The 23,871-nt window shown below is 71.9% G+C and carries 21 protein-coding genes and 1 tRNA gene; 10 read left to right on the top strand and 12 right to left on the bottom strand.

Features of this window, described 5'->3' with window-relative positions:
* Positions 1–31 precede the first annotated feature (31 nt).
* Entirely contained in the window at positions 32–1,216 is a 1,185-nt protein-coding gene (locus tag NRK68_RS36765) for a chaplin (protein ID WP_308296159.1), read from the top strand.
* Between the two features lie 177 nt (positions 1,217–1,393).
* A complete protein-coding gene (locus tag NRK68_RS14285) occupies positions 1,394–1,741 on the top strand; it encodes a hypothetical protein (RefSeq protein ID WP_046778829.1) in 348 nt (115 codons plus the stop codon).
* A gap of 104 nt (positions 1,742–1,845) precedes the next feature.
* Here the strand turns inward: NRK68_RS14285 and NRK68_RS14290 are convergent, their stop codons facing one another.
* Positions 1,846–2,085 carry a chaplin gene (locus NRK68_RS14290; protein WP_030845163.1) on the bottom strand — a complete coding sequence of 80 codons (240 nt, stop codon included), beginning with the start codon at positions 2,083–2,085 and terminating at the stop codon, positions 1,846–1,848.
* A gap of 147 nt (positions 2,086–2,232) precedes the next feature.
* Positions 2,233–2,682: a hypothetical protein gene (locus NRK68_RS14295; protein ID WP_183067728.1), complete on the bottom strand. Its 450-nt coding sequence runs from the start codon at positions 2,680–2,682 to the stop codon at positions 2,233–2,235.
* A 269-nt stretch (positions 2,683–2,951) separates the two neighbouring features.
* On the opposite strand from NRK68_RS14295, the gene NRK68_RS14300 reads away from it, so the two are divergent.
* Positions 2,952–3,362, top strand: a complete 411-nt coding sequence (locus NRK68_RS14300; RefSeq protein WP_183067729.1) for a rodlin — start codon at positions 2,952–2,954, stop codon at positions 3,360–3,362.
* A 115-nt stretch (positions 3,363–3,477) separates the two neighbouring features.
* On the opposite strand, the gene NRK68_RS14305 is transcribed toward NRK68_RS14300, so the two are convergent.
* A complete protein-coding gene (locus NRK68_RS14305) occupies positions 3,478–4,128 on the bottom strand; it encodes a vitamin K epoxide reductase family protein (RefSeq protein ID WP_373023541.1) in 651 nt (216 codons plus the stop codon).
* 183 nt (positions 4,129–4,311) lie between these two features.
* On the opposite strand from NRK68_RS14305, the gene NRK68_RS14310 reads away from it, so the two are divergent.
* Complete coding sequence (locus NRK68_RS14310; protein ID WP_183067730.1) at positions 4,312–5,082, top strand: DUF6227 family protein; 771 nt, start codon at positions 4,312–4,314, stop codon at positions 5,080–5,082.
* Positions 5,083–5,225: 143 nt separating this feature from the next.
* On the opposite strand, the gene NRK68_RS14315 is transcribed toward NRK68_RS14310, so the two are convergent.
* Positions 5,226–6,800 carry an MFS transporter gene (locus NRK68_RS14315; protein ID WP_308296161.1) on the bottom strand — a complete coding sequence of 525 codons (1,575 nt, stop codon included), beginning with the start codon at positions 6,798–6,800 and terminating at the stop codon, positions 5,226–5,228.
* A gap of 63 nt (positions 6,801–6,863) precedes the next feature.
* Here NRK68_RS14315 and NRK68_RS14320 point away from each other — a divergent pair, with 63 nt between their 5' ends.
* On the top strand, positions 6,864–7,835 hold the full coding sequence (locus NRK68_RS14320; RefSeq protein WP_257855920.1) for a helix-turn-helix transcriptional regulator: 972 nt from the start codon (positions 6,864–6,866) through the stop codon (positions 7,833–7,835).
* Positions 7,836–8,002: 167 nt separating this feature from the next.
* On the opposite strand, the gene NRK68_RS14325 is transcribed toward NRK68_RS14320, so the two are convergent.
* From NRK68_RS14325 to NRK68_RS14340, 4 genes are all read right to left on the bottom strand, one after another.
* A complete protein-coding gene (locus NRK68_RS14325; protein WP_257855921.1) occupies positions 8,003–8,980 on the bottom strand; it encodes a sigma-70 family RNA polymerase sigma factor in 978 nt (325 codons plus the stop codon).
* A 454-nt stretch (positions 8,981–9,434) separates the two neighbouring features.
* Positions 9,435–10,259 (bottom strand): dioxygenase family protein, encoded by an 825-nt coding sequence (locus tag NRK68_RS14330; RefSeq protein ID WP_257855922.1) that lies wholly within the window; start codon positions 10,257–10,259, stop codon positions 9,435–9,437.
* Between the two features lie 110 nt (positions 10,260–10,369).
* Positions 10,370–11,908 carry an MFS transporter gene (locus NRK68_RS14335; protein WP_183067735.1) on the bottom strand — a complete coding sequence of 513 codons (1,539 nt, stop codon included), beginning with the start codon at positions 11,906–11,908 and terminating at the stop codon, positions 10,370–10,372.
* A 62-nt stretch (positions 11,909–11,970) separates the two neighbouring features.
* The gene (locus tag NRK68_RS14340; RefSeq protein WP_257855923.1) at positions 11,971–12,729 is read right to left on the bottom strand and encodes a TetR/AcrR family transcriptional regulator; all 759 of its coding nucleotides are present in this window, start codon (positions 12,727–12,729) and stop codon (positions 11,971–11,973) included.
* 273 nt (positions 12,730–13,002) lie between these two features.
* Between NRK68_RS14340 and NRK68_RS14345 the strand changes: the two genes are divergently transcribed.
* Complete coding sequence (locus tag NRK68_RS14345) at positions 13,003–14,280, top strand: M6 family metalloprotease domain-containing protein (protein WP_183067737.1); 1,278 nt, start codon at positions 13,003–13,005, stop codon at positions 14,278–14,280.
* A gap of 125 nt (positions 14,281–14,405) precedes the next feature.
* Here NRK68_RS14345 and NRK68_RS14350 read toward each other — a convergent pair whose 3' ends face one another.
* Together NRK68_RS14350 and NRK68_RS14355 are read right to left on the bottom strand one after the other, a co-directional pair.
* Positions 14,406–15,179, bottom strand: coding sequence for a thioesterase II family protein (locus NRK68_RS14350; protein WP_257855924.1), 774 nt, complete (start codon positions 15,177–15,179; stop codon positions 14,406–14,408).
* Positions 15,176–16,114 (bottom strand): beta-ketoacyl-ACP synthase 3, encoded by a 939-nt coding sequence (locus NRK68_RS14355; RefSeq protein ID WP_257855925.1) that lies wholly within the window; start codon positions 16,112–16,114, stop codon positions 15,176–15,178. Before NRK68_RS14355 ends, NRK68_RS14350 begins: the two co-directional genes overlap by 4 nt.
* Positions 16,115–16,706: 592 nt before the next feature.
* Between NRK68_RS14355 and NRK68_RS14360 the strand changes: the two genes are divergently transcribed.
* From NRK68_RS14360 to NRK68_RS14370, 3 genes are all read left to right on the top strand, one after another.
* The gene (locus NRK68_RS14360) at positions 16,707–18,407 is read left to right on the top strand and encodes a PKD domain-containing protein (RefSeq protein ID WP_257855926.1); all 1,701 of its coding nucleotides are present in this window, start codon (positions 16,707–16,709) and stop codon (positions 18,405–18,407) included.
* 200 nt (positions 18,408–18,607) lie between these two features.
* Positions 18,608–18,730 carry a hypothetical protein gene (locus NRK68_RS14365; RefSeq protein WP_257855927.1) on the top strand — a complete coding sequence of 41 codons (123 nt, stop codon included), beginning with the start codon at positions 18,608–18,610 and terminating at the stop codon, positions 18,728–18,730.
* Positions 18,727–19,260 carry a hypothetical protein gene (locus tag NRK68_RS14370; protein ID WP_257855928.1) on the top strand — a complete coding sequence of 178 codons (534 nt, stop codon included), beginning with the start codon at positions 18,727–18,729 and terminating at the stop codon, positions 19,258–19,260. The genes NRK68_RS14365 and NRK68_RS14370 overlap by 4 nt, the downstream gene beginning before the upstream one ends.
* Positions 19,261–19,322: 62 nt before the next feature.
* On the opposite strand, the gene NRK68_RS14375 is transcribed toward NRK68_RS14370, so the two are convergent.
* The gene (locus tag NRK68_RS14375; protein WP_257855929.1) at positions 19,323–22,733 is read right to left on the bottom strand and encodes a HelD family protein; all 3,411 of its coding nucleotides are present in this window, start codon (positions 22,731–22,733) and stop codon (positions 19,323–19,325) included.
* 91 nt (positions 22,734–22,824) lie between these two features.
* Positions 22,825–23,049: a hypothetical protein gene (locus NRK68_RS14380; protein ID WP_257855930.1), complete on the bottom strand. Its 225-nt coding sequence runs from the start codon at positions 23,047–23,049 to the stop codon at positions 22,825–22,827.
* A gap of 587 nt (positions 23,050–23,636) precedes the next feature.
* Between NRK68_RS14380 and NRK68_RS14385 the strand changes: the two genes are divergently transcribed.
* A tRNA-Arg gene (locus tag NRK68_RS14385) sits at positions 23,637–23,709 on the top strand.
* Positions 23,710–23,871: the final 162 nt, after the last annotated feature.

Genomic DNA, 23,871 nt, shown 5'->3' on the forward strand with positions numbered 1-23,871 from the left:
GGCGACCGTGCCGGTAGACAGGGAAGGACCCATGCGACAGGTACTGAGCCGACAGGTACTGGGCAAGGGGATGCTCACGGCGGCAGCCGCGTCGAGCCTGCTGTCGATCGCGACCGGTGCGGCCTACGCGCACAACGGCGCGACGGCCGAGGCCTCGCACTCACCCGGCGTGCTGGCCGGCAACAGCGTCTCGGTACCGATCACCTTCGCGCCGAACGTGTGCGGCAACAGCGTGGACGGCGGTGCGGCGCTCAACCCCGCGATGGGCAACACCTGCGCCACCGGCGCCGGCGCGCACACCGGCGAGGGCCACGACTACGGGCGCTACCTGAGCCCCGAGCACGCCGAGGCCTTCGAGCGCTACCTCGACGAGCGCCCGGGCCGCCACGCGGTGCCCGAGCAGCGCCAGGAGGCGCGGCGCCACGAGGTGCCGCGGCCGGAGGTGTCCCGGCCGGAGGCCCCCCGGAAGGAGGGACCCCGCCACGCGAAGCCGCGCCACGAGGAGCCCCGTCACGAGGGCGGCTACGGCGGGCCCGGCGAGGAGCGGGCACCGCAGGAGGAGTGCGACGACCACCCCGCGCCGCCCCCGCCCGCGCACCACGCCCCGCCGGCACCCGAGCACCCGCACCCCAAGCCGGAGCCGGTGCAGGAGCACCCCGCCCCGCTGCCCCTCCCGGAGCCGGTCCAGGAGCAGCCCGCGCCTCCCGCCCCGCCCGCGGAGCAGCCCGTACCGCTCCCGGCACCGGCGCCCGCCCCGCAGCCGCCGGCCGCGGAGGCACCCATGCCGCTGCCCGCGCCGCAGCCGCCGGCCGCGGAGCTTCCGCACACGCTCCCCGCCCCGGCGCCCGGCCCGGCCCCCGTGGTCGAGGAGGCGCCGCCCGCGCCGCCGCACGGCAGCCAGCCCGTGGAACGCCCGGCCCCCGCGCCGGCACCGGCGCCCGCCCCTGAGGCCGGACCGCCGGCGGACCAGCCGCCGGCCGCCCCCGCCGGCGACATCCCCGTCCACGTCCCGCCGGCGCCCGCGCCCGCTCCCGCCCCTGCGCCCGAGGCGGCGCCGGCACCGGTCCCCGCGCCGGCCCCGGCTCCGGCCCCCGCCGGGGCGGGCGGGCCCGTACTGGCCGAGACGGGTGCGGGTCAGCCCGCGGCCGCGGCTGCTCTCGCCTCCGCCCTGATCCTGGGCGGCGCGATTCTGTACCGGCGGTCGCGCATCTCCTGACCCGGCAATACCGGTAATCGCAAGAAATATCGGCCGGAGAATCCCTCTCGGATTCTCCGGCCGCTGTCATGTACCCGCGCGTCCGCGTTTCCACGACGCACGGGAATCGTTACGCATGGCGAAAGCGGCGCCGGTCGCCGCTGACGCCTCTGTCCACGAAAGAAGAGGATTTCGATAATGAAGCTCACGAAGGTCGCCGCTGTCGTCGTCGGCTCCGTCGCCGCCCTCGGCGCCTCCGGTACCGCGTTCGCCGCCGGGCCGGCGGCCGCGATGCCCCCCATGAGCCTGACCGGCGGGGTCACGGAGACCCTGGACTCGGTCGCCCCCGTCACCGAGTCCCTTCCGCAGACGGTGGGCAACGGACTGGCCGAGCAGGGGGACACCGTCAACAAGGTCGTGGGCACGGCCCAGAAGGTCAACAAGGTCCGCAACGACGTGCCCGGAACCGTCCTCGGCCTCGCGAACGGCGCCACCCAGGCGTCGCCGATGCTGGGCGGCGTACAGCTCAACGGCGGCAAGGGCTGATCCACGCCGGTCGGATCCGGGCCGGGTCGCGTCCGGCACCCGCCGACAAGACTGTGGGCGCCACCGGCAAGGCCGGGGCGCCCACAGTCGGTTGTGCGACGACGTCAGTCGTTGACGCAGACGTTGCCGAACGCCGGGTTCAGCAGGGCGATCACGTTCACGGTGTTGCCGCAGACGTTGACCGGGACGTGGACCGGGACCTGGAGCAGGTTGCCGGAGAGGACGCCGGGGGAACCCACGGCCGCACCCTCGGCCGACGAGTCGGCGACGGCGGAGCCGGCGGCACCGGCCGCGGCGAGACCAGCGGTGGCCAGGACCAGGGCGGCCTTCTTGGCAGAGTTCATGGGAAGTGCACCTTCTGTTCGACGTTCCGCCCCGCTCCGGGGCTCACACCGAGCGAAACGGTTCGACACTCCCCGACGACACGGTTTCGCGCACGATCAGACCTGTTCGGCTCAATCGCCTTCACCGTGTTGCCGTTTCGGGCGTCCCTAGGGGACGGCGGGGAGCTGGACCGCGGGGAGTTGGACGTCGGGGATCTGTACGTCGGGGACCTCCGGCACGAGGTCCGCGGGGGCCGCCGGAACGGGCAGCGCCGGCGGGGTGAGCGGCGGCAGCTCGGGGATCTCGACCTCGGGGATCTCCGGGAGCTGCACTCCCGGGATGCTCGGCAGGTTGATCTCGGGCAGCTCGATCTCGGGCAGCCCGATCTCCGGGATCTTGATGTCCGGCAGGGTGACGCCCGCCGGCAGCAGGGCCTTGATCTGGGCGAGGAGCCCGTTGACGAGGTCGTCGATCGGGCCGGCCGGGGCCGCCTTGGTGGACACCGCACCGGACCCGGAGTCGACTGCGCTCGCGGGTGCCGCCGCGCCGGTCAGTATGACGACGGCGAGCGCCGAGGGGACGAGAAGACGGGCGCGGGACGGCCTGGTGCGGTGCATGGGGGTTCCTTCGCGTGGGGACTCGCGGGCGGACCCGACCGGCCCGCTCCTTGACTCACCGTGGGAACACCTCGCACGGAGCGCAACAGGAGCGCGGGCGACTGGGGTCGCGTACGGGCTTCGCGCACGTGTCCGCAGGCGGCTCACCCGGGCTGGGGAAAAGGTGGGGACGCGCAGGCCGTTTGAGTGAAGGAGCGGAACCAACCCCCTGACCGGGCAGTTGACCAGGGCGCTCCATCAGCGGGCACTCGTGCGACAAAAGGATCAAGATGTTCAAGAAGTTCATGACCGCCGCCGCGGTCTCCGCCGTTGCCGTCGGCGCTGGCGCTGCTGCCGCGGCCCCGGCCATGGCCATCGGCAACGACAACGGGGTCAACACCGTCAACGGCAACGGTGCCCAGCAGATCTACGGCAACCAGAAGACCCACGGCGACCAGAGCCCGCAGCTCAGCCTGGTCCAGGGCTCCCTGAACAAGCCCTGCATCGGCCTGCCGGCGAAGGTCAACGCCCAGTCGCTGATCGCCGCGCTCAACATCGGCGTCCAGGACATCAACGTCCTGTCCAACCCGCAGAACCAGCAGTGCACCGAGAACTCCACCCAGGCCAAGGGCGACGAGCCGCTCTCGCACATCCTGGACAACATCCCGATCCTCTCGGGCAACGCCTCCGTCGGCAGCTGACGCCCGCCGCTCCGCCCGGTGGGCGGGGCCGGGCCCGCCGGCCCGCGCGGTGATGTGACAGGGCCCCGGCAGCGTCCAGCTGCCGGGGCCCTCGTACGTACCGCGCACGTGCCGCTCAGCCGGTCCAGAAGTCCCACCACCGGGTGAGGACCAGCATCCCGATCACCCCGATGTGCAGGGCGGGCGGGGCCCAGCCGAACTCGGTGAAGAAGACCCGCAGCGGGCCGGGAGCGGGGAGCACGCGGGTGCGGACGTTGTGCGCGGTGACCGCCCAGAACATCAGCAGCGTCGCCACCCAGGCCAGGCAGCACCACAGACAGAGCGCGTTGATCTCGTAGAGCGACTGGACCATGAGCCAGCTGCAGAAGCCGACGCCGAACAACGTGCCGGCGTTCAGTCCCAGCCAGAACCAGCCGCGGTAGTGGGCGCCCGCCAGCAGGCCCGCGCCGACACAGACCACGACGGCGTAGGCGACCAGCCCGAGCATGGGATTGGGGAAGCCGAAGGCCTGCGCCTGCTCGCTCTGCATCACGCTGCCGCAGGAGACGACCGGGTTGAGACTGCAGGCGGGCTTGAAGTCCGGGTCCTCCAGCAGGAGGAACTTGTCGAGGGTGATCACCCAGGAGGCCAGCACTCCGGCGGCGCCGGTGACGGCCAGCAGCCACGCCAACCCCCTCGGCGCGCGGCCGCGTTCGCCCTCGTGTCCGCTGCGGGGCCGTACCTGCTGGCGCGGGAGGCCCACTGTATTCATTGCCATGTGGCCCATAATCCCCCGTCTCCGCCCAGAGCGGGCCCAACCATGCGCATTCGTACGCAAGTTGCCCTGAAGGTGTGGCGGGAACCCCCGATGCTTCCCGGACGTTTTACCGAACCCCGGACGTGATGTCAGAGCCAGGGGTTACGTTGAGCTTCCGCGAAGTGACAAGCTGCGACGGCCTGGAGACCCCCCTTGAGCGATCCGTACGAGACAACCGAGGCGCACCTCGACCGACTCCTCGGCCGCGCCCTCAACTCCTTCGACCTGCCCGACCGGCTGGTGGAGCGCCTCGGCACGGCGCTCGCCCACAGCTCTTCGCTCTGCACCACCCACCACAATCCGGCGGCGGGTGTCTGGCGGGAGACCCGCCGGCACACCTATCTGCTGGCTGACGGAGGCTCGGTCTCGCTGTGGGAGCTGTCGTACCGGCCGGCGGGTGACGGGGCCGTGCGGCACGAGGTCTTCACGAGCAAGGCGGAGACCTGCCTCGCGGTGGCCCGGCTGTTCGGGGAGTCCGCCGCCGGGGCGGCCCCCGATCCGGTGCCGCTCGCGGGCGAGGAGGAACCGCACGGCGATCCGGCGGCGTTCGGTGCGCTGTTCGCCACCCCGGCGCCGGCGGCCCGGCACCGGGAGTACGTGGTGGAGGAGTCCGCCGACCACGCCCGGCGGGTGCTGCGCCGCGCGGAGAACGCGGACCGGCCCGGCGAGCGGGTGGCGGCGCTGCTGCGCGCGGCGTACGCGCACCACATCACGCAGGCGTTCGGGACGCGGCAGGCCCTGCCGAACGGGCGGGACGCCGGCTTCAACCTCTACGAGCACGCTTTCGTGCTGCTGGACGGGACCGAGCTGAGCCTGTGGGAGGTCGAGCACACGGCGACGCCCGACGGGCGGCACATGTGCGAGGTGTACGAGAGCGAGGCCGCCGCGCGCGGGGCGATGGAGTTCCGCGCCCGCGTCGGCTGAGCACTGCGGCCCGCCCCGTCCCGCGCCCCGGCCGCGTCAGGGTGTCCCGGGAACAGCGGCGATGAGGAAGCCGGACAGGGAAAACGGACAGGCCCACCCGTGACGGGTGGGCCTGTCCGCAAGGAAGCTCCGCTCCCCAGGGTCTAGAGGGCGGGCACCTTCTCCGGAGTGCCGCTCGCGGTGCTGTCCGCGTGCTCGGCGGCGCCCTCGCGCTCCTCCATCGGGATCGCCTTGCGCGGCAGCATGAACATCACCACGGAGATGACCACCAGCACGCCCACGACCCACCAGAGCGCGCCGCGGAAGGCCTCGACGTAGGGCGGGCCGAAGACCATGTCGTCCTCGATCAGCCCGAAGAAGACGACGGAGGTCAGGGCGAGGCCCAGCGCGTTGCCCATCTGGCCGGTGGTGTTGATCAGGCCGGAGGCCGAGCCGGCGTCCCGGCGCGGCACCTCGGACAGCGTGGTGTCGTTGAGCGGGGCGACGATCAGGCCCATGCCGATGCCCATGAGGATCAGCGGGGCGGCCATCTGCCAGGACGCTATCTCCATGCCGTAGTGCTCGGACTCCCAGATGTAGAGGATCAGGCCCGCGGCCATGACCAGGGCGCCCGCCTGGAGCACCTTGCGGCCGAAGCGCGGGACGAGCTTCTCGACGGAGAGGCCGGCGGCCACCGAGACGGCGATGGAGAAGGGGATGCCGGTGGTGCCGGCCCGCAGCGCGCTCCAGCCGAGGCCCATCTGCATGTAGAGCGTCCAGACCAGGAAGAAGATGCCGGTCGCGATGCCGAAGGTCAGCTGGACCGCGATGCCCCCGGCGAAGCTCTTGACCTTGAAGAGGGAGAGCTCGACGAGCGGGGAGCCGTCCTTCTTGATCTTGTACTTCTCGTACACGATGAACGCGGCGAAGACGAACGGCGACGCGATCATGCAGATGAAGCCCCACAGCGGCCAGCCGTTCTCGCGGCCCTGGGTGAGCGGGAAGATCAGCATGACGAGGGCGAGGGTCGCCAGGACCACACCCACCAGGTCCAGCCGCAGGGCCTGCGGGGCCTTGGACTCGGTGATGAACTTGCGGCCCAGGATCACGCCCGCGATACCGACGGGCAGGTTGATCAGGAAGATCGGGCGCCATTCGAGGCCGAAGAGGTTCCACTCGGTGAGCAGCGCGCCGAGCATGGGGCCGGAGACGGCGCCGAGGCCCACGATCGCGCCGAACATCCCGAAGACCTTGCCGCGCTCCTGGGGCGGGAAGGTGACGTGGATGATGGCCAGCACCTGCGGCACCATCATGGCTGCCATACCGCCCTGGAGGATGCGGGAGGCGACGAGCATGGCCGGGTCGGCCGCGATGCCGCAGAGCAGCGAGGCGGTGGTGAAGCCGGAGATGCCGATGAGGAAGAGGCGCTTGCGTCCGTAGATGTCACCGAGACGGCCGCCGGTGATGAGACCTGCGGCGAACGCGAGCGCGTAGCCGGCGGTGATCCACTGGATCGCGCTGGTGGACGCGCCGAAGTTCTGGCGCAGGGTGGGTATCGCGATGTTGACGATCGTGACGTCGACCAGGTCCATGAAGGCCGCGGTCATCACGATGGCGAGCGCCAGCCAGCGGCGGCGGTCGGGGGGTGAGCTGGGTGCGTCGTGGGCTACGTCGTTCCGCTCTTCTTGTACGGGCCCGTTCTCTCTTTCGGGCAGTGTCCTGGACGTCTCGGTGGTCATGAGGAGAAACCTAGACGGGATATAGGTCAGTGAGTGTCCTATTTCGCTGGCAACCTGGATCACATGACCGACACACCGGCACGGCTGCTCTCCCTGCTGTCCCTTCTCCAGACCCCGCGCGAATGGCCGGGGAGCGAGCTGGCGGAGCGGCTGAGAGTGAGCGCGCGGACCATCCGGCGCGACATCGAGCGGCTGCGGGAGCTCGGCTACCCGGTGGAGGCCACGCTCGGGGCCGAGGGCGGCTATCGGCTGGTGGCGGGAGCGGCGATGCCGCCGCTGCTGCTCGACGACGAGGAGGCCGTGGCGATCGCGGTGGGGCTGCGGGCGGGGGCCGGGCATGCGATCGAGGGGGTCGAGGAGGCCTCCGTACGCGCTCTGGCGAAGCTGGAGCAGGTCCTGCCGTCGCGGCTGCGACACCGGGTGGGCACGCTGCAGTCGGCCACCATCGCGCTGACGCGGGGGGACGGGGCCAGCGTGGACCCGCGGACGCTGACGACGATGGCGTCGGCCGTGGCGGGGCCGGAGCGGCTGCGGTTCGCCTACCGGGCGCGGGACGGGGCCGGGACGCGCCGGCTGGTGGAGCCGTACCGGCTGGTCAGCACGGGCAGCCGCTGGTATCTCGTCGCCTACGACCTGGAGCGGGAGGACTGGCGGACCTTCCGGGTGGACCGGGTGACCGAGCCCTTCGCGACGGGGGCCCGGTTCGCGCCGCGGGAGCTGCCGATGGACCCGGAGGAGTTCGTCCGGCGGGGGCTCGGCGCGCACGGCTCGCGGACGTACGCGGTGGAGGTCGCCTTCGAGGCGGGCGCGGCGGAGCTGCCGGAGTGGCTGCGGGCGGCCGCGGTGCCGGGCGGGGGCACGCCGGCCGTGGTCCGCTTCGAGAGCCGGGACGCGCCGGAGTGGCTGGCGGCCCGGCTGGCCCTGACGGGCCTGCCCTTCACGGTCCGCGCACCGGGTTCCCTGGCGGAGGCGGCCCGCACGCTGGGCGCACGCCTGACCGGAGCCGGCTCCCTGCGGGAGGCGGCGGACGGTTAGGGGTGCCCCGCGGGAGGCGGCGGACGGTTAGGGGTGCCCCGCGGGAGGCAGCGGACGGCTGGGGGTGTCCCGGGGGTGTCCTCCCCGCCTTCTGCCCGGGCAGGGGGGAGCCCCGGCGCCTGGGGGGGATAGGCACCGGGGCTCGTTCGGGGGCTCGACGCGGGCGGCTAGGCCACGGCGTCGAAGCCGGTGTCGCGCGCCATCCGCTTCAGCTCCAGCAGGGCGTGCTTCTCGATCTGGCGGATCCGCTCGCGGGTCAGGCCGTGCTGCTTGCCGACCTCCGTCAGGGTCCGCTCGCGGCCGTCGTCGATCCCGTACCGCATCTTGATGATCGACGCGGTGCGCTGGTCGAGCTTGCCGAGCAGGTCCTCCAGCTCCTCGCTGCGCAGCAGCGAGAGCACGGACTGCTCGGGGGAGATCGCCGAGGTGTCCTCCAAGAGGTCACCGAACTGGGTGTCGCCCTCGTCGTCCACCGACATGTTCAGGCTGACCGGGTCGCGCGCCCAGTCCAGTACGTCACCGACGCGCTTCTCCGTCGAGTCCAGCTCGGCGGCGATCTCGGCGTGCTCCGGATCGCGGCCGTTCTCCCGGTTGAACTCACGCTGGACCCGGCGGATCCGGCCGAGTTCCTCGACCAGGTGGACGGGGAGGCGGATGGTGCGGGACTGGTCGGCGATGGAGCGGGTGATCGCCTGGCGGATCCACCACGTGGCGTACGTGGAGAACTTGAAGCCCTTGGTGTAGTCGAACTTCTCCACGGCGCGGACCAGGCCGGCGTTGCCCTCCTGGATCAGGTCGAGGAGGGGCAGGCCGCTGCGCGGGTAGCGCCGGGCGACGGCGACGACGAGGCGGAGGTTGGAGCGGATGAACACTTCCTTGGCCCGCTCCCCCTCGGCGGCCAGCGCCTCCAGTTCCTCGCGGGTGGGCGCGTCCCCCTCGCGCTCCGTCGCGCCTTCGAGGATCTGCTGGGCGTAGACACCGGCCTCGATGATCTGGGAGAGCTCCACTTCCCTGGCGGCATCGAGGAGCGGGGTGCGCGCGATCTCGTCCAGGTACATCCCGACCAGGTCGCGGTCTGCGATCTCCCCGCCCACAGCGCGTGCGCTGCTCGTGGACTGACGGCGGGCGACGGCGCGGGTTGCCATGCGTGCTCCCTTGCGATGAGTTCGGTCGCGGTGCGGCTGCCGGACGGCCACCGTGGTGCGGTGGTGCGCCCTCGGACACTCTCCCGAGTGCCCGCTTCCGAAGGAAACAACGACTGGAAACGGGACAGAATTCCCACGCTGGTCCCTCTTTTCCGAGATCTTGCAGTATCCTGCCCCGCCACGAGAGGGGGCCGAATATCGCGCGGCCTCGAAGAGGTGCAGGTCAGCCCCGGAACGGGGGCCGGTCCGACACGGCCCGCGGGCTCGTGCCCGTGAGACGGCCGTCACGCTCGGCGCCACCTCGTTCACTCGGAACGGTGCCGCCCCGGCTGCACTCCCACCCCTGAGGACGGCCTCCGCGGGCTTGCGGTTGCCTGGACGCCCGTTCGACTGAGGCCCGGGCGCATCTCGGCGGAATCGACGGCTCGGTCACCGGCGCCCTGACGGACACCCGCTAGCCGAACTGCAGGCTGCGCTTCGACAGGCCCATCCAGAAGCCGTCCACCGGGTCGCGGCGGGCCGCGAGGTCGCCGGTGGCGTCGGCCGCGCCGAGGGTGACGAAGAGCGGGGCGAAGTGTTCCGTACGGGGGTGGGCCAGGCGGCCGGAGGGGGATTTGGCCTCGAAGTCGAGCAGGGCGTCGACGTCGCCGGCGGCCAGCGCCTCGTGGCCCCACGCGTCGAACTCCGCGGACCAGGCGGGAACGCCCGGGCCCGTGTGGCGCAGCGCGGCCAGGTTGTGGGTGAAGAAGCCGCTGCCGACGATGAGGACGCCCTCGTCGCGCAGGGGCGCGAGCGTGCGGCCGATGTCCATCAGGCGGCGCGGGTCCAGCGTCGGCAGGGACACCTGGAGGACCGGTATGTCGGCCTCCGGGTACATCTCCACCAGCGGGACGTACGCGCCGTGGTCCAGGCCGCGGTCCGGGATGTCCTGGACCGGGGTGCCGGGGGCCCGCAGCAGCGCCCGGACCGAGGCGGCCAGCTCCGGGGCGCCCGGGGCGTCGTAGCGGACCCGGTAGTAGTGCTCGGGGAAACCCCAGAAGTCGTACACCAGCGGGGCGGGCTCGGTCGCGCCGAGGGCGAGGGGGGCCTCCTCCCAGTGGGCGGAGACCATGAGTATCGCCCGGGGGCGGGGCAGCTCCGCCGACCAGGCGGCCAGTTCGCCCGGCCAGACCGGGTCGTCGGCGAGCGGCGGCGCCCCGTGGCTGAGGTAGAGCGCCGGCATGCGCGTCCCACCGGGGGTCGCGCCCGTGCGGGCGTGGGGTGCGGTGGCCGGGGTCATGGGGCGCTCCTCCGTCGTGGTTCAGGGCTGCCTCGAAAAGACTAACCCCGCTTGGTTCAAATTTGAACCAAGCGGGGTGTGCAGTCATTCCCGCGGGCCTGCGGCCCTGATCAGTGGGCGATCACCGGGACCTTGAACTCCGCGTCCTCGGCGGAGCCGGACCCGGCGGCCACCGGGTCGCCCGCGCCCGGACGGCCGGTGTTGATCAGGGTCAGGGCGATGGCCGCGCTGGCGGCCAGGATGCCCACCGCCCACCAGATGGCGGAGGCGTAGCCCTCGACCATGGCCTGCGCCTGCACCAGCTGGGCCGCGGCCCCGCCGGCGGCGGCCTCGGCCGCGTGGTCGGCCAGGTACGCCGTGGTGGCCGAGGCGGCGATGGTGTTCAGCAGCGCCGTACCGATGGCGCCGCCGACCTGCTGCGAGGTGTTGACCATGGCGGAGGCGACACCGGCGTCGGCCGGGTTGACCCCGTGCGTGGACAGGGACATGGCCGGCATGAAGGCCGTGCCCATACCGAGGCCGAGCAGCAGCTGCGCCGGCAGGATCAGCGCCGGGTAGGAGGAGCCGACCTCCAGCTGGGTCAGGAGCAGCATGCCGACCGCGGCGACCAGGAAGCCCGGGCCCATCAGCAGGCGCGGCGCGACACGGGTCATCAGGCGGGCGCCGATCTGGGTGGAGCCCAGGATCATGCCCGCGATCATCGGCAGGAAGGCGAAGCCGGTCTTGACGGGCGAGAAGCCCTTCACGACCTGCAGGTAGTAGGTGAGGAAGAGGAACAGGCCGAACATCGCGATCACGGCCAGGCCGAGCGAGAGGTAGACGCCGCCGCGGTTGCGCTCCAGCAGGACACGCAGGGGCAGCAGCGGGGACTTCACCTTGGACTCGACGAAGACGAACGCCGCGAGCAGGGCCGCCGAGGCGACGAACATGGCCACGGTGACCGTGTCCGACCAGCCGGCCGACTCCGCGCGGGTGAAGCCGTACACCAGGGCCACGAGACCGGTGGTGGACAGGAGCACGCCGGGGATGTCCAGCGGGGCGCGGTTGCGGGAGCCGGCGGGCTCGCGGATGACCATCCAGGCGCCCACGGCCGCGACGACCGCGAAGGGGATGTTGACGAAGAAGGTCCAGCGCCAGTCGAGGTACTCGGTGAGGAAGCCGCCGAGGATCAGGCCGACGGCACCGCCGCCGCCCGCGATCGCGCCGTAGATGCCGAAGGCCTTGGCGCGCTCCTTGGCGTCGGTGAACATCACCGCGAGCAGGGAGAGGGCCGCCGGTGCGAGCAGTGCGCCGAAGGCACCCTGGAGGGCGCGGGCGCCGAGCATCATGGCCTCGCCGTTCGCGGCGCCGCCGAGCGCGGAGGCCAGGGCGAAGCCGACGAGACCGACGACGAAGGCGTTCTTGCGGCCCCACTTGTCGGCGATGCGGCCGCCGAAGAGGAGCAGTCCGCCGAAGGCCAGCGCGTACGCGGTGATGACCCACTGGCGGTTGCCGTCGGAGATGCCCAGGTCGGTCTGGGCGGAGGGCAGGGCGATGTTCACGATGGTCGCGTCGAGGACGACCATCAGCTGGGCCAGCGCTATGAAGACGAGCGCCTTCCAGCGGCTGGGATCGGCAGCCGACACGGGTGTCGCGGCTGTTTTCGGCATGGGGGTACCCACTTCACTGTGCGGAATGACTGAAAAATGCTAGTTCGTAAGCTTTTGCGGTGTCACATGGTTTTCAGCGTCAGGTCTTCCAACGTGGCTGCGGAACCGGGGAGTTCGGAACGGGCCGGGGTCCGCAGCCCGTCGAGGAAGAGCTGCAGATGACGGTGGGCGAAGCGGTCGGTGTCGAAGCAGGCGGTGCCCGGGAGGGGGCGGCTGAGCTGGGAGAGGGCGACCATCAGGTCGCCGACGCCGATGTCCGCGCGGACCAGTCCGGACTCCTGCCCCGCGGCCAGCAGGGTCTCGACGGCCTCCGCCAACGCGGTGCGCGCCGCGAGGAGTTCGGGGTGGTCCTGGTCGAAGCCGTCGGCGAGCATGGGGCACAGGGCGCCGATCCGCTCGTCGGCGGCGGTGTGCGTGAACCGGCACAGCGCGGCGAAGGCGTCGGGCTCCTCGGCGAGTGAGGCCTCGGCCGAGGCCGTGACCCGCTCGGTCGTGAAGAGCACGACGTGGTGGACGAGGGTGTCGCGGTCGGGGAAGTGCCGGTAGAGGGTGGCGTTCCCGATGCCGGCCCGCCGGGCCACCTCGTCGAGGGGCGCTGCCGAGCCGAACTCGACGAAGGCCTCGCGGGCCGCCGCCAGGATCCGCTCGCGGTTGCGGACGGCGTCGGCGCGCGGGCGCGGCACGGCGCCCGCGCGGGCGGCGTGGGCGCCGCAGGCCGGGCCGGCCACCGGGGCCACCGGGGCGGCCGGGGCGGTCGGGGCGGCCTCTGGGGCCACCGGGGCGGCCGGGGCGGTCGGGGCGGTCGTACTGGGGCGCTTCATCTCCGGGGCCTCCCTGGGGCGGTGGTCGGATCGGGCGGTACGGGCCGGCCCTCAAACGGGGAGCCGTTCCCCGCTTGGCGGGGACTCACGTACAAACGGGGAACCGATCCCCGGTTATTTCACTCGCCCGTGTGAGCCGGGTCACGCCACCGAAGGCCGCCCGTCACCGTTTGGCCTCTCCCGGCGCGCGGGCGCGGCGCGCCCGGCGGAGGGTGAATCGCACAGGGCGCAGACCGGACACGGCCGGCTGCCGCGGACCCGAGGGCGAGCTCCATGACGCAGACCCGCCGCCGGATACGCAGACCACACCTCACCGGCGCGTACATCGGCCTGGCCGCGCTGGCGATCGGGGTCACGGCGACCGCGAGCACGGGGATATCCGGACGCGGCCAGTCCGCGGCCGGGCCGGTGGCCACGACCGTCGAATCGGCGCTCGCGCCGTGCCGGATCGCCGGGACGATGGGCGTGCAGATGTCCGAGGGCATGCCGACCCCGCCCGGGTACTCGCGCTCGACGGGAGAGGTCCGGGCTCTGAACCTGATGATCGACTTCCCCGACGCCAAGGGCGAGGGCACGGCGCTGGACCGGCTGGCGGAGTTCTTCCCGCAGACCTCCGACTGGTTCCGCACCAGTTCCTACGGCCGCCTGACCTACCGGGCCGAGGCGCCCATAGGGACCTGGCTGCGGATGCCGATGCCGTTCGCGGCGTACGGGATCGAGCGCGGGTCCTCGTACGAGCCGGGCTACCGGCAGCTCGTCGAGCACATCGCGAAGGCCGCCGACTCCGAGGTGGACTTCAGCCGGTACGACCTGGTCAACATCCTGGTCACGCCGAACGCCGGTCCGTCCGCCCTGGACACCGTGCTGTCGGTGACCTTCTCGGGCAACGGCGAGGCGCCGACGGCCGACGGGGTGCCGCTGTCCAACACGTCCTTCGTCTACAGCCGGCAGGACGACGGCTCCGGGACCTACCGGGAGACCGGCTACCGGGTGCTCCCGCACGAGAACGGGCACGTCTTCGGGCTGCCCGACCTCTACACCTCCGACGGCGGGAACACGGTCGGGCACTGGGACATCATGAGCGAGGACTGGGGTGCCAACAACGACCTGATGGGCTGGCACAAGTGGAAGCTGGGCTGGCTGGACAGCACCCAGATCTCCTGTGCGTCGAAGGCCGGTACGAGCGACCACGTCCTGACCCCGCTGGCGGCGGAGGGCGGTATGAAGCTGGCGTTCGTCCCGCTGTCGGAGAGCGCCGGATACGCCGTGGAGGTGCGGACCCGGGCCGGCAACGACGAGGCCGTCTGCCGGCCGGGCGTCCTCATCTACAAGGTGGACTCCGACGTGGACACCGGGCAGGGCCCCGTGACCGTGTCGGACAGCTCGGGCGCGAGCGGCGGCTGCACCCGCCGGCCCAACGTGCACGCCGAGCTGTCGGACGCCCCGTTCCGGCCGGGTGAGACCTTCACCGACGACAAGGCCGGCATCAGCATCTCGGTGGTGGGCGAACTGCGCGACGGCAGCTACCAGGTCCGGATCATCCGGCCCTGACGTCCTCCCGGGCCGCCGGAGGCGCCGGGGCCGCCGCCGTACGCCCTTGCGGGCCGTCCGGGGACGCGGCGGCGGCCGGTGCGGAACAGTGAGGATCAGTGCTGATCAGTGAGGGTCAGTGAGGGTCAGTGCGCGAGGGCCTCGCGCAGGATCTCCACGACGGCGCCGCGGTGCGCGTCGGCGAGGAGGAAGAAGTGGTCGCCGTCGAAGCGGCGGACCCGGCAGGGGCCGGTCGTGTGCTCGGCCCAGCCGTCGAGCGGCTCGTGCGGGACCAGCGGATCGGCCGTGCCGCCGATGACGTACAGGGGCACGTCGAGCCGCACGTCCTCGAACCCGACGGCGGCCTCCCGGCCGAGGTCGAGGTCGGCGCGCAGGACGCGCGTGACGTGGGCGAGCATGTCCGGGTCCTGCAGGACCCAGTCCGGGGTGCCCCCGCCGTCCCGCAGCAGCCGGACGGCGTCCTCCTCGGTACTGGTGGCGTGTGCCCGGCGCCGGGTCCGGCCGGGGACCTGGCCGCTGACGACGGCGGCGCGGCAGTGCGGGCCGAGGAGCTGCGCGGCGCGGGTCGCGAGGAGCGCCCCGAGGCTGTGGCCGAAGACCACGGTGGGCAGCGGGTCCCGGCCGAGCACCTCGTCGGTGACGGAGTCCAGCACCTCGTCGAGGCGGCAGCCGGGGGTTTCGCCGAAGCGGCGTTCCCGGCCGGGCAGCGACAGTCCGAGCACTTCGACGTCGTCGGGCAGCGGACCGACGAGGGGGAAGAGGGTGTTGGGGCCGGCGCCGGAGTGCGGGAACACCAGCAGGCGCAGCCTGGGCGCGGCCGCCTCCCGGAGCCGTAGCAGCGGCCACCAGGGGGCGGCGGAGGAGGACTTCACCGTGGTCATGTCGTCCGTCCCGGTCACGGGCAGTGGATGATCTGGCCGGCGTAGGACAGGCCGCCGCCGAACGCGAAGAGCAGCACGGGGGCTCCCTTCGCGATCTCGCCGCGCTCCACGAGCTTGGAGAGCGCGAGCGGGATGCTGGCGGCCGAGGTGTTGCCGGAGTCGACGACGTCCTTGGCGATGACGGCGTTGACCGCGCCGATCTTGCGGGCCAGGGGCTCGATGATCCGCAGGTTGGCCTGGTGCAGGACGACGCCGCCCAGGTCCTCGGGCTTGACGCCGGCCCGCTCGCACACCTGGAGCGCGACCTTCGGCAGGGCGGTGGTGGCCCAGCGGTACACCGACTGCCCTTCCTGGGAGAAGGTGTGGGACGGCGCCTCGATGCGGACGGCGTGCCCCATCTCGGGTACGGAGCCCCACACGACCGGGCTGATCAGGGACTCCTCGGAGGCGGCCACGACGGCCGCGCCGGCTCCGTCGCCGACGAGAACGCAGGTGGTGCGGTCGGTCCAGTCGGCGAAGTCCGTCAGCTTCTCCACGCCGATGACGAGGGCCTTGGTCGCGGAACCGGTCCGGATGCTCTGGTCCGCCAGTGCCATCGCGTGCGGAAACCCGGAACAAGCCGTGTTCACGTCGATCGCGGCAGGGGCCTTGGCGCCGACGGCCGCCGCGACCCGGGCCGCCATGTTGGGAGAGCGGTCCTGCGCGGTGCAGGTGGCCACGATGACGAAATCTATGTCCGCTCCGGTCAGCCCGGCATTGGCCAGAGCGTGTGCTGCGGCCTTTGCCGCCATGTCCGAAACCGACTCGTCCGCGGCGGCCACCCGGCGGGTCCTGATCCCGACCCGGCTCTGAATCCACTCGTCAGTGGTCTCGACCATTTGCTCCAGATCGGCGTTGGTCAACACCTTCGACGGCTGATAGTGGCCGAAGGAAAGGACGCGGGACCCGACCATCAGTGATTCTCCTCGTTCCATGGACCCTGACCCGGATCCGGATTGACCCATGGTCAGCCTATGCAGCGGGCCGGCCGGCCTCATGCGGCGCTCACGCCCACCGGCTGATCCGCGCCACAGTCGTCCAGGGACGGGGCGCGGGTCAAGATTGCGTGCTGAAGTCGCCGGGGGCGCGGGGCGGGCCCGCTCCGGTGGAGCGCCACCACGAGGCGGGGACGCGAACGCCGAAATGCTGCGCAGATCCTCGGGACAGGGCAGCGGAGGGCGGAGCTCGAACGGCCATTTCCCGCCAGCCCGCCTGGTCGTTCAAGCCACGCGCAAACGGCTCGAATCCGCCCCTGGAAGGCAGACGGAACCACCCCGAACCGGACACCGGGGCCCCGGGCGCGCCGGACGCCCCGGACGCCCTCGCTCGCCAGCGAGAACCCTGCGATCAAACTCGATCACTTTCGGTGCAACCGCCACGCACGCCCCGTCGTCCCCATCGGCAAGGCGTTCACGCGTATCGAAAATACGTTCGCATCGACCGGCGACTATGCGTACCGTGAACGCGCTTCACTTTCTGAACCAGTTCAATATCAAGGGGGGACCGGTGCACCAACACCGCGTCATGATCTCGGCTGCCGTCGTAGCGGCAGCCATCGGCTTCGTACCGACCGCGGCCCAGGCCGCCGAGCAGCCCGCGGAGCGCAAGGGGAGCGTCTCCGCGCAGGTGGAATCCGCGAAGGCGGCAGCGGCGAAGTCCGCCGTGTTCCACAGCCCGGCCGAGCGCACGGTCCGCACGACCGGCAAGGCGGCGGCCGCTCCGCAGGCCGCGGGGGCCGCGGGTGCCGCGGGAGCCGCAGGAGCCACGGGTGCCGCGGGAGCTGCGAAGGACAACGCCGGCCTCGCGGTCGGCCTGCGCGCCACCGCCTCCGGCGCGCGCGGCATCAGCCTCGCGTCCCAGGTCACCACCGGCGTCGACACCCCCGTCCGGGTCGACATCGACTGGGGCGACGGGAAGACCGACACCGAGCACGTCACCAGGACGAAGCTCCTGACCTCGAAGCACACCTTCGCCGAGGTCGGAAAGCACAAGGTCACGGTCACCCTGACCGACCAGAACAACAACGTGACCGCCACCAACAGCGTCGAGGTCCAGTCCCTCGGCTCGAAGTTCACCCCGCACACCCCGACCCGGCTGCTCGACACCCGGTCCGGAATCGGCGGCACCGATCGCCCGGTCACCCCGTACGGCGTGGCTCGCGTGAAGGTCGGCGGCAACAGCGGCATCCCGGCCGACGCGACCGCCGTGGCACTCAACATCACCGTCGTCAGCCCGCGTTCCGGCGGCCACATCACCGCCTACCCGTCGGGCACGGAGCAGCCGACCACCTCGAACGTCAACTTCGTCGCGGGTCAGACCGTGCCGAACATGACGATCGTGCCGGTCGGTGCGGACGGCTACGTCGAGCTCGTCAACCGCAGCTACGGCGACGTCGACCTGCTCGCGGACGTCACCGGCTACTTCAGCCCCTCCGCCAGCGCCGGCGGCTACACCTCGCTGGACCCGTTCCGTATCGCAGACAGCCGTACGGGCCAGGGCACTTGGGGCCAGGTCGCCGGGCAGAGCACGTTCGGACTCCAGGTCGCCGGCAACGGCGCGGTCCCGGCGAGCGGCGTCACCGCCGTGGCCCTCAACGTCACCGTCACGGCCCCCCGCGGCGCGGGGCACCTGACCGTCTTCCCGAGCGGGCAGACGGCGCCGGGCACGTCGAACGTGAACTTCAAGGCCGGTCAGACCATCGCGAACTCGGTGATCGTCCCGGTGGGCTCCGACGGCAGGATCAACATCCGCAACGGCGCCTGGGACCCGGCCGACGTCATCGTGGACGTCGTCGGCTACTACAGCCCCGGCAGCAAGGCCTCCTACATCCCGACGCAGCCGACGCGTCTGCACGACTCGCGCGAGTGGGACTTCCCGGTCGAGGGACAGGACTACCGCTGGCTGCCGCTGTCGGACGGCGACCCGACGGTCACGGCGTTCGTGCTGAACACCACGGTCACCGACACCCAGGGCAGCGGGCACCTCACGGTCGCCCCGGACCCGAACACCTGGGCGCAGTACCTGGACAAGACCGCGAAGAGGCCGACCCCGCCGAACTCCTCCAACCTGAACTGGACGAGGGGCGAGACCGTACCGAACCTGGTTCAGGCGAGCACCGGAACCACCGGCGTCATCGACTTCTGGAACCGCGGCTGGGACCGCACGCACCTCGTCGTCGACATGTTCGGCTTCTACGAGAAGGACTGACCCCCTTCCCCCACCGAGCGGCCCCGGGCCGCCCGTACGACCGCGCCCCGGAGCCGGCCGCACAGGCTGGTTCCGGGGCACGGCCCTCTCCGGGGAGCCGGGCTCAGAACCAAGACAAGGCCACGCCGATCGGTCCGACCACCGTCACCGATGCCGACATGGCCCGCATGCACACGACAGGACTGGCCAGGGAGTTCGACATGCGAGGAAGCAGCTCGGTGCAGCGGCACGATCTGTCGGCGGGCGGATCCTGGCCCCCTCCCGAGGACACCGGGCGGGACGGCACCCGTACGGACATCGGCCGCAACGAGGCGGCCCGATGATCCGCGCACGACGCCCGGGGCGCGCCCCGGCGCTCGCCATGGCGGCGGTGGTGCTCGGCGCGCTCGCCGCCGGATGCTCCGGGGCGTCCGGCGGTAGCGGCAGGGAAGGCGTCCGCTCGGCGGACCCGGGGACGTCCGACTGGGTCGAGGGAACCACCGCCGAGTCCGTCGCCCGGACCCTGCACGTAGAGGTCCCCCCGACAGCGACCCAGACCGCGGCGGCGCACCGCAGGGGATTCCAGGACGACGGGTTGATCCTTTCCTTCGTCCTCCCAGCGGAAGCCGTCGACCCCTTCCTCACCCAGCTGAAGCCGGAGCAACCGCTCAGACTGCGCGAGCAGCCCTTTGCCGCAGAGGCAACACCGGCTACGCCCTTCGCACGCCTGGGGCTGCCGGAACCTGATTCGCTTCCCAAGGTCCGGGAGGGGCAGGTGTGCGCTCCCTGCAAGGGCGACCTGAACTGGCTCAAGGTCGCGGTGGCGCAGATCGACGAACAGAGCAGCCGCGTCTACCTGAGAGGGGTCGACTGACGCCCACCCGTCAGCGGAGACAGTCCGAACAAACGAACCGACCTACGGCTACTGGTGGTTGCTCACCCGGAGGAGCCGAAGGCGGCATGTGCGTTGTCGCCGCCCCAGCCGGTCGGGCTGCGCCAGATGACATTGACACGGAAGACGTCGCGAATCGTGTCCACGGACCAGTCTTCGGCGGGCGGTTCGGAAAGGACAAGGTAGAGAGCGTCGGCCGGCGCGGGCAGCGTGTGGTTGATCTCGAGCAGGCGGGTCGCACCCGATCGCAGGTCCGCATAGGTGGAACAACCCGCGCCCAGGGCCTCGTAGAGAAAGAGACCGTGCTGGGTGGCGCAGCTGACGTCGACGACCGAGGAGTCGGCCGGCTGGAGGTCCGCCCAGAGCAGTGATGCCTTCAGCGCATGACGGACGGCCTCGTGCTTCTTGCACGTACGGTCGGCCCCGGCAGCTGCTTCCAGCGCGAGGAGGAAGCCGTCCTTCGTGGTCGCAGCCGGTGTTGCGGCGGCGGTGTCCGCGGTAGTCATCTGCACTTCTTCTTTCTGGTCTGGTTGCGTCGGGGCGACGGGGATCGCGCCGTTGGAGTTCGGCTTCGTCGCCGTGCCGAAGCGCTCCTGGAGCTCTCGCCGCGCGTCGGCGAGGGGCCCTGCCCAGCCGGATGCGTCCAGCGCCTCCGCGAGCCGACCTGCATCGAAGGTGCCCTCCTTGAGGGCACGGTTGGTTGTCGCGGCAAGGTCTCGAAGAGCTCCGAGGTGCTCTCTGTCCGGATCACCGAACAGATGAAGTACATCGACCCAGTCGGCCTGGTCCCGGCGAAGGATGCGGTTGGCCATGCCCTGGAGTTCGGAGAGGCGGCTGCGGGCGTCGGGAACGTCGCCGTCGCTGCCGGTCAGCTCTCCCAGCACGTCCAGCGCCGCGAGATAGCGCCCCGCCATCCGCTCCGAGACGGGCGATCGGCCACGCTGATCGGCGGTGAGCACCGTCTGGCTCGTGTCGTTCGCGAACACCCAGCAGTCCAGCTTGGCACCCCGGCGCGGGGGGACCGAGCCCTGGCGGACGGTGAGCACGAGGGGCCGGCCGATCACCGGAGACAGTGGCCTGACCTTGTACCGGCCGCCGGAGACGTGGCCCACGACCTCGACCCGGACATCGCTGCCGATCCGGGGAAGGCTTTCCGCCGCACCCGTCGGCCGGACCGCCGGTGCCGCGGGTTCGGCGTCGTCCGCGGATGTGGTGAGCGCCTCCGGCAACGCGGCGGTGTGCAGGACCGTCAGGCTCTGGGTGCTGCGGGTGAGTGCCACGTACAGCTGGCGCAGCCCGGCCGGACCGCGGTCGGCGATCGTCGCGGGCTCGACGACCAGGACGTGGTCGTACTCCATTCCCTTGGCCTGCGCGGCGGCCAGTACGGACACGGCATCGCGATCCCGCTCGGCGATGGCGCCACCCTCGTGGATTCGGTGGCTGATGGCGTCCAGCCAGTCGGAATCGTCGGGGACGATGACGGCAACAGAGCGGGGGGTGCTGCCGTCGCTGGTGCGCACCAGCCGTGCCACGTGGGCGACGGTGTCGTCGAGCAGCTTCCACGGTTCGGTCGCCACGGTCCGTACGGCGTCCACGCCCGCCTCACGGACAGCCTGGGGATAGGGCAGGGACGGGGCGACCACGCGGGCGAGAGGGGCGACGAACTCCATGATCTCGGCGGGGACGCGGTAGCTGGTGGTGAGCTGGGCGACGCTCCAGTCGCCGTGGTCGGAGAGGAGTGCGCCGAGCAGGTCCCAGCTCGTCGGGGTGTGGGCGCCCGTCGCCTGCGCGAGGTCGCCCAGGACGGTCATGGAGCCGCCCGCGGCGCAGCGCCGCCGCAGGGAGCGGGCCTGCATGGGTGTGAGGTCCTGGGCCTCGTCGACGACGATGTGGCCGTATCGCGGTGGGGTGTCGCCGCTGATCAGCACGCGAAGCTCTTCGAGGCAGACGTGGTCGTCGAGGGTCCACGGGTCGGCGTCGGCGCTGGCGGCGCGCGCCCGCAACAGGACTGCCTGCTCGCCCTCGTCGAGGATGCCGTCGGCGCATTCCCGCAGGAGGTCGGCCGAGTCGTAGAGGCTGCGCAGGGCCTCGCGGGGGCCGGGGGACGGCCAGACGCGTTCGACGAGGCGCTCAACGCGGCGGTTGCGTTCCAGGTCGCGGCGGATCGTGTCGGCCTGTCCGCGGCGCGGGGCGACATCGGCGAGCTCTTGGAGGAGCCGGTCGACGAACAGGCCGCGGAAGCGGTCCCGTCGCTCCCGGAAGGGCCCGTCGCCGGCGTGGGCCTGGTCGAGGAGGGCGAGGACCTCGGACTTCGGCACGCGGAGGGTCGTGCTGCCGGCGGTGACGACGACCGCGGGCTCGTCGCCTTCGTAGGAGGGGACGACGGTGAGGGCGTCGAGGGCGTCGGGACGGTAGTCGCTCTCGACCCGGCGCCGCAGCACGGCCGCCATGCCTTCGCCCGACTTCACCAGACGCGCCTTCGGGGAGTCCACACCGAGGGTCTCGCCCTCCCACAGCCGGTCCAGCTGGACGGCGTTGACGTCCCGGGTGCCGAGGGTGGGAAGGACCTGGCCGACGTAGTCGAGGAACCGCTGGTGGGGGCCGATGACGAGGATGTCCTGGGCCTTGAAGTGCTCGTTGTTGACGAGCCAGGTCACCCGGTGGAGACCGACCGCCGACTTGCCGGTACCGGGGCCGCCCTGCACGACGAGGATGTCCGCGGGCGAGCCGGTGACCAGCGCCATCTGGTCACGGCGGATGGTCTCGACGATGTCCCTCATCCGGCCGCCGCGCGACCGCTGGAGCTCCTGCAGCAGGAAGTCGTCCGGCTGGAGTGCCTTACGCCGCTGCCGTCGGACGACATCGTCGCCGGGCGTGGGGGCCGACGGCCCTTCCGGGGCGGGGGACGCGCCCGTCTCCTCCGCCGCGCTGTCGTCGGCGGCCTGACGGGGCACCGGTACGGCGGCGGGCTCGGGTACGCCGACGGGCTCGGGTACGGGTTCGGGAGTGGGTGCCGGCGGGGAGATCTCGTCGAAGTAGCCCTCGACGATCCGCTGTACGCAGCGGAGCTGACGGCGCAGGACCACCTCGCCCGGGCTCTCGGGCCGGGTCTCGATCCAGGCCTTCGCCAGGGGGCTGGTCCACAGCAGGACAACCGGATCGTTGTCGCTGTTCTTCACCCCACGGCGCCCGATGTACCACGGCCGGGGCTCTCCGCCCGGGTCCTCGGGGGCGTCGACGCGGGAGAAGACCAGCGCCTCGTCGCCCAGTCCCCCGTAGGCCTCGGCCCGCGCCTCCGCTGCGGCCCGGTTGGCGATCCCGTCCTTGCCGCTCGCCGAGGCGGTGGCCGCCGAGGTGCCGCTGAGTTCGGCCAGTTTCGTGGTGTAGCAGTCGTACGCGTGGTCCACTGCCTGCTGCTCGCCGGCGAGGATCTCGTCCCGAGTGGTGGTGCTCATGTGCGTCCTCCCTGCGGTGTCGGGGGACACCGCCACGGGCATGTGCCCGTACCCCGTGAAACAACTATCAGAAGCGGACGGTGATGAACGGTCAGTTACCGAGTTCCCGGACGAGACCGCCGGCCTCGGCCCGCCAGACCCTCACCTGGTCGTACGTGGGTCCGAGCTCGTACAGGTGGTAGTGGCATCCCAGACTCAGCTGAGACCAGAGGGCCTTCGCCCGCCGACCCGTTTCGGCCGGCGCGACGGAGCGCAGGAGGAGCAGCTTGGCGCGCCCGGTGGTGCGGGACAGGCCGGGCGTCGCCGCGTCCAGCACCTGCTCGACGCGGAGCTCCAGTGCGGTCCGCAGCGCGAGGCAGGCGCCGCGGTGCCGGCCGGCGGTGGTGGCGTCGGCGAGTTCGCCGTCGAGGAGGCGGTCGGCCGTCAGCAGCAGACCGCGGGTGGGCCGAGTGCCGGTCGACGATCAGGTGGACCTTGCGATCGAAGTACCCGACAAGCCGGTCCAGGAAGCGGCACATGCAGGCGCTCCACGTCGCCTGACACGCCTGCGGCCGTCGCCCCGTTTACGCCTCCACAGCAGGCAAGCAGACATAACGGACGCCGCAGCCGCCCCTCCGCCCCGTCGCCACACACCCGACTTCCGCGGCCACACCCCCAGCCCTCAGAACCCCCACGTCACAGCCGCGCCCTCGCCCCAGACCCGCACCTGCGGCAATCCATGCGACCACTCCCAGCCTGATCCGCTAGGCTGTCAGCGGTCAGACGGCTACCAGGCGTGTGCCGGGGAAAGTGTCCGCGAGGGCAACTCCACCTGGGTGGGCGCACGTGGTCTGACCAGCACGCTTGCCGAAGCGGCTCGGGTGATCCCTCTGGGGTTTCCGGCAACGTTTCCGACAAGCCCCCGCCTTCGTAGCTCAGGGGATAGAGCACGGCTCTCCTAAAGCCGGTGTCGCAGGTTCGAATCCTGCCGAGGGCACAGTCGAGGACCCCCCGCCGTAAACGGCTGGGGGTCCTCTTCGCGTTGTGGTTGGATGGCGCACGTGTCGCGTGACGCCGCCTACTGAGATGTGGGCCGGGCGGTGGTTGGGCAGGCACCTGCTTGTGAAGGACCGGGCCCATGGGCACATACGCCACCGGC

It is taken from the genome of Streptomyces yangpuensis (assembly GCF_024666385.1).
Lineage (GTDB): Bacteria > Actinomycetota > Actinomycetes > Streptomycetales > Streptomycetaceae > Streptomyces > Streptomyces yangpuensis.